Origin of the sequence: Streptomyces sp. NPDC052107 (assembly GCF_040680215.1) — a bacterium.
Lineage (GTDB): Bacteria > Actinomycetota > Actinomycetes > Streptomycetales > Streptomycetaceae > Streptomyces.
The window spans coordinates 1-5,132 of sequence record NZ_JBFAWG010000198.1 but is presented as its reverse complement, the minus strand read 5'-3'; the positions used below and the strand labels follow the sequence as shown (position 1 = coordinate 5,132).

General features: G+C 68.8%; 4 protein-coding genes. All 4 read right to left on the bottom strand.

Going from position 1 to position 5,132, the window contains the following annotated elements:
• Window positions 1-1,412 precede the first annotated feature (1,412 nt).
• The 4 genes from AB0M27_RS46615 to AB0M27_RS46600 all read right to left on the bottom strand — a co-directional run bounded on the left by AB0M27_RS46615 (window position 1,413) and on the right by AB0M27_RS46600 (window position 4,795).
• A complete protein-coding gene (locus tag AB0M27_RS46615; protein WP_365732270.1) occupies window positions 1,413-2,243 on the bottom strand; it encodes an SDR family NAD(P)-dependent oxidoreductase in 831 nt (276 codons plus the stop codon).
• A complete protein-coding gene (locus AB0M27_RS46610; protein ID WP_365732269.1) occupies window positions 2,240-3,367 on the bottom strand; it encodes a hypothetical protein in 1,128 nt (375 codons plus the stop codon). Before AB0M27_RS46610 ends, AB0M27_RS46615 begins: the two co-directional genes overlap by 4 nt.
• 78 nt (window positions 3,368-3,445) lie before the next feature.
• On the bottom strand, window positions 3,446-4,456 hold the full coding sequence (locus tag AB0M27_RS46605) for an AraC family transcriptional regulator (RefSeq protein ID WP_365732272.1): 1,011 nt from the start codon (window positions 4,454-4,456) through the stop codon (window positions 3,446-3,448).
• A 39-nt stretch (window positions 4,457-4,495) separates the two neighbouring features.
• Window positions 4,496-4,795: a transposase gene (locus tag AB0M27_RS46600; protein ID WP_365732271.1), complete on the bottom strand. Its 300-nt coding sequence runs from the start codon at window positions 4,793-4,795 to the stop codon at window positions 4,496-4,498.
• Between the last annotated feature and the right edge of the window lie 337 nt (window positions 4,796-5,132).

Genomic DNA, 5,132 nt, shown 5'->3' with positions numbered 1-5,132 from the left:
CGCAGTGATGACCGCCCACTGGCAGCCACGCGGCCCCGCCACCACACCAAAGAACACCACGTGAACCGGCCGCAGGGGTTGCCGATTTCATCCGTCGTGCAGACGACGCTGCGAATCTCGGTGTCGAACTGGTGGAGGGGCACGAACTCGGCCCAGTTGTTCGCCTGGGATTCCGGGCAAGGAGACGGGTCGTCTCACCCGGCTACCGAGCATCACCCCCGAATCCGCGACGGCCTGGACGCAAGCCGGCGGACGATGGTCTCGATACGCCGCCGGCCTTCTCGACCGCCCCGGGGTCAGGGCAGGTGCCGGCGCGCGGACCCCGGCGTGCGAGTTGGTCTTCGATCGATCCGGGCGGCAGGTCAGGCATCAGCCGGTCGATGCGAGCGGTGAGGTTCTTGTGACCGCGCAGCTTCGGGGTTCCAGTCCGGGTGAGCATCGGTGCCGAGGTTCGGTGCCGAGGTGTTCCATAGCCCAGGTCCGAAGTGCCCATCCCTGGCTGCGCATACGGCTTGCTCCCCGGACCGTCGCCATGAAACCGCCTGTTCGCCATCAGGGACAGCCTGGCTTGAGCGAACACGGGCATCGCGCGAGGCGTACAGGCCGGAGATGCGGGACTGCGCAACCGCGCGGATCCGCTCCAGCTCCTGCCCACGCCGAAACCCGCCATGGTGGGTTCCAAGGCCCTCGGTGTCCCACGAAATGAAGTTGCCATCCGGTTGGTCCATGGGGTGTCTGCGCTCACCGTCCCCTTGCCGCAGCCAGGAAGATCCGATGTCGCCCGAGGTCGACGCCGAGGATCTCCACCATCCATGCCCGGCCTTCCCCGACAGGGGTCTCAGGGAGTTCTGAGTTCTCCTGGTCGATGCCCCTCGCCCGTGACGGGGCGCCGAGGGCAAGGTCGCCGACGGTGTCGGGCCAGGCGGCCACGACGCGGGTTCCGTAGTCCTTGCCGCTCCCCCATCGGGTCAGGACTATTGGGGCACAGTCGGATCATCACCGGCTCAGCCCCGCTTCGGGGTGGGTTCGCCCCTCGGTAGTCGTCGGATGACGTTGCCCGGGGCCAAAGTTGCATGCTCCATTTGGGGGTATTGCGGTTACGGAACGCGCGGTGGGGCGTTGAACGTGTATGAGCCGAAGTCATAAACGGAAGCGGTCACGGTCGCGAGCGTTCGAGCAGGTGCAAGCACAGTTAGCTCGTGCGGCTGCTGCGATGGCCGTGGGGAAGAAGCCGCCGCGGCAGGCAGTGGAAAAAAACGGTTCGCCCGGCAGGTGCGGAGCCGGACAATGACCGTAGCAAAACGACACCGCCCGGTTTGAACTGAGACCATCCGCCCGCCTTGCTGCATCCACCGGCGAACAGCCAGTGTGGCGCGGGCCACTGATATCGCATCAGACCAGGGGTGGGCCCTCTACACCGACGGTCTCTTCGCCAGCATCTTCCGCTGCACCCGCTTGCCCTGCGCGACCGCCAGGGGGACGGCACGCAGCCCGAACGAGGGGAGCGCGTCTGCCAGGCGCGCCTGCAGTCCCCGCCAGCCCGGTACCGCGGTGACCGGGCGTGGGCGGTCCAGCACCTTGCGCACCGCGTCGACGACCTCCTCGGGCATGAGCAGTTTGCCGGAGAAGGACAGTGCCGAGGCGGGGTCGTCGAGTTTGTCGTGGAGCATCGGGGTCCAGATGCCGTCGGGACAGACGCAGGAGAGGTCGATCTCCTTGATCCCGGCCAGGCGCAGGTCGGCGAGTGTGCTCAGGCTGAAGCCGATCGCGGCGTGCTTGGACGCGGCGTACACCGCCTCGCCCGGGACCGCGGTCAGTCCCGCCAGCGATACGACGTTGACGATGTGTCCGCCCGTGCCGCGCATGGCCTCGATCGCGGCAACGGTGCCGTTGACGGTGCCGAGCGCGTTGACCTCCAGCATCAGGCGGCGTACGTCGGGCGGCTGCTCCCAAGCCGGCCCGGTCACGAGCACCCCGGCGTTGTTGACCCACACGTCGAGGCGGCCGGCCTCCGCCACGATGCGGTCCCGTGCCGCGGCGACCTGGACCTCGTCGCGCACGTCGACGGCGGCCCACAACACGTCAGGCCCGAGCTCCGCCGCCGCGGCGCGCGCCGCTTCCTCGTCGACGTCGGTGACCAGCACGTGGTGGCGGCGCTGGACCAGAGCGGCGGCAATCAGCCTGCCGAGGCCGCGGCCCGCCCCGGTGACTACCGCGCCGGCGGGGGGACGGTTCAGGTTCATCGCCGACCGCCCTTGATCTCGCCGTAGGTGATCCCGCCGTGGACGTAGGTGGGGACCACCGGCCAGAACCGCTTCCATGGGGCCAGCTCGGTGGACGGCAGGATCTGCAGCCAGCGCGGGTCGGCCTTGCAACGGTCGGCGAGCGTCTTCTCCTTGACCATCGAGTCGTACTGGTCCAGCGAGTCCTCCAGCGTGTTGGCGTTGGGGCATATCTCGCGGCCGAAGACCTCGTGGTAGCGGCGTACGCCGGGGATCTGAGACAGCTCCGGCTGCCAGTTGTCCAGCGAGATGCCGTTCTCCGAGGACACCCACACCCCGTCGGGGGTGTTGAGCACCAGCGAGTGGTTGCCGTCGGTGTGCCCGGGGGTCCACAGCAGCGCGACGCCGGGACCGAGCTCGACGTCCCCGTCGAAGGTGACGAACTTCTCCGGGTCGACGCCGTCCAGCCCGCCGTCGACGTACCACGCCCACTGCATCGGGTGCAGGGACTTAAGGGTCGCGAGCTCGCGGTTGTGCACCAGCATCCTCGCCCCGCCGAACAGCGGTTTTCGTGGAGCCGCCTCGCCCTCCATGACCTCGGTGGAGCCCAGGATCATCCGCGGGTCCTGTACGTGCAGGTGGTCGAAGGTGCAGAAGTCGATGTCGTCCGGGGTCAGCCCCAGTCGGCGCAGCACGTCGCCGGGCTCGGCGTAATACCTCAGCACCACCCGCTCGAGCAGCTTGCCGCCGGGAACCTTGTCCGTCACCTTCTGCAAGTTGCGGTAGAACGGCGCCTTAGCGGAGCCCTCCGGCACCGTCGGCTCGAAGACCAGCGTGCGTGCCCGGCCGTCGAAGTCGTCGTACTGCACGACGATCATGCGGTTGATCATCGAGATCAGCGGGAGCGTGGGCACCGAGACGGCGTCGTGGAAGGCGTACTTCACCGGGTATGGCGCCGCGGCGATGTCAACCGACTTCACCGCGCGCACCTGGCCCTGGGCCTTGAAGCGCTCCTTGTACGCCGCGGCGGCCTCGCGGACCGCCCGCAGCCGTTCGCCGCGCGGCCGCACGTCGTGGACGCCGTCGAACTCGGGGACCGGTCGCGCACCGATCCCGGTCAGGTGGTCGGTTCCGGCTGTCGCCATGGGCTGCTCCTCGCTCTCGTCGTCGGGTCAGCAGAATGCCCTCCCGAGCAAGGCGGGATTTGTTCCAGCGCGACAATCTCAGGGGGTGCCATACACGCGGCGGCGCACCTCGCTCGGACTGGCGCCCCGCCACCGTCGTACGGCGTGGCTGAGGCCGGACTGGTCGGCGAAGCCCGCCATCGCGGCCACCTGTCCGAGAGGCAGGTCGGTGGTGATGATGTAGCGCAGCGCGAGATCCCGCCGTACGTCCTCGAGGATCTCCTCGAAGCTGGTCGACTCCGCGGCGAGTCGCCGTTGCAGCGTGCGGGGATGCATCGCGAGGAGCCGCGCGACGTGGCCGATCGCCGGAGGGGTGGTGCCGACGCTCCCGGCCAGGGCCCGACGGACGTGTGTGGAGACCAAGCGTTCCGGATCGGTGTGGTGACTGGCCAGGTAGTCGACGGCGAGACGGCGGATCGCCGCGTCGGCGCTGCGGAACTCCTCGTCGAGCAGCCGCCGTTCCACGCGCAGCGCGGCGGTCGGGCACCCGAACTTCACATCCACGCCGAAGAAGTCGGTGTACCGCGACACCGGCGACAGGGGCTGGTGCGGCAGCTCCACCGCTCGAAGGCCGGCCAGGCTGCCGACCAGAGCCGCCGCCACCTGGTGAAAGAGGCCGAGCCCGAGCTCCATGGCCTGCGGGGAGTACGGCGACTCGCGCAGATCCTTCCGATAGGTCAGCGCGACCACCTCACGGCACCCCCGCGGATCCGGTTCCACACCGACGCTCAGCGCCGGGCTGTGCACGAACATGAACCGCGAGGCGCACTCCAGTGCCTCCGCCACCGTCGACGATGCCTGGATGGCCAGCGCGAGCCGGCCGAGGATGCTGAGATCCTGGCGGCAGGCGAGGCGGAGGCCGAAATCAGGGCATCGAAGCTCACGGGCGACCGCGTCGAGCATCAGGTCGTGGCTGGTGATCGAGACGAGCCCCTCCTCGGAGGTGAGCGCATGCGCAGGGATCGCGAACCGACCCATGAACTCCCCAGGGTCGCCGCCGAGTTCCTCGACGAGGCGCGCGAACCCGCGCAGGCTGGCTCCCCGAATCATCGCACTCACCGGGCGATGCTAATCCCAGCAGGTGGGCGGTCAAGGCATCCCAGGATCTCGTTCCCGCCTCAACTCCGCATCCTCCTTGCGGAGTTGCTTCAACTCGTCACGTTCGGCAGTGGTCAGCCGGTCGTCCCGCTCGCCGGTATCGGCCTCGGCCTGGCGGACCCAACCGCGCAGGGCTTCGGGATGGATGCCGAGATCCCGTGCGACATGCGCGACGGGCCGGCCGGTGGCCCGGACTTCACGGACCGCGCGCTCGCGGAGTTCATCCGGGTATTTACGTGGTACTGCCGTGGTGCTGGTGGATCTCCTTCGCCAGGATCGTAACCCTGGCATCGGGGTGGTCTGCCCTGGGTCTGATGGGGTCGGGTTGCTGGACAATTGACCATCCAGCAACCTTCGGAGGCCGTGATGCCCCGTAGCTACCCGCCCGAATTCCGCCGCAGGGTTCTCGATCTCGTCGCATCCGGAAGGAAGGTCGCCGAGGTCGCCCGGCTCCTGCGGGCCGGCCACCCCAGTCGGCCCGGGGGGCTGGTCAGTATGCGGAGTTGACGTTGTCGATGGAGCCGTAGCGGTGGGCGGCGTAGTTGGCGGCCGCGGTGATGTTGGCCACCGGGTCGGTGACGCTCTGGGCCGTGCCCGAGACGTGGTAGGCGTTGAAGGTGGGGTCGAT

Excerpts from the sequence above, each read along its gene's own strand:
- AB0M27_RS46610 (WP_365732269.1), bottom strand. The coding sequence starts at position 3,367 with ATGGCGACAGCCGGAACCGACCACCTGACCGGGATCGGTGCGCGACCG.
- AB0M27_RS46605 (WP_365732272.1), bottom strand. The coding sequence starts at position 4,456 with ATGATTCGGGGAGCCAGCCTGCGCGGGTTCGCGCGCCTCGTCGAGGAA.
- AB0M27_RS46600 (WP_365732271.1), bottom strand. The coding sequence starts at position 4,795 with ATGCCAGGGTTACGATCCTGGCGAAGGAGATCCACCAGCACCACGGCA.
- AB0M27_RS46615 (WP_365732270.1), bottom strand. The coding sequence starts at position 2,243 with ATGAACCTGAACCGTCCCCCCGCCGGCGCGGTAGTCACCGGGGCGGGC.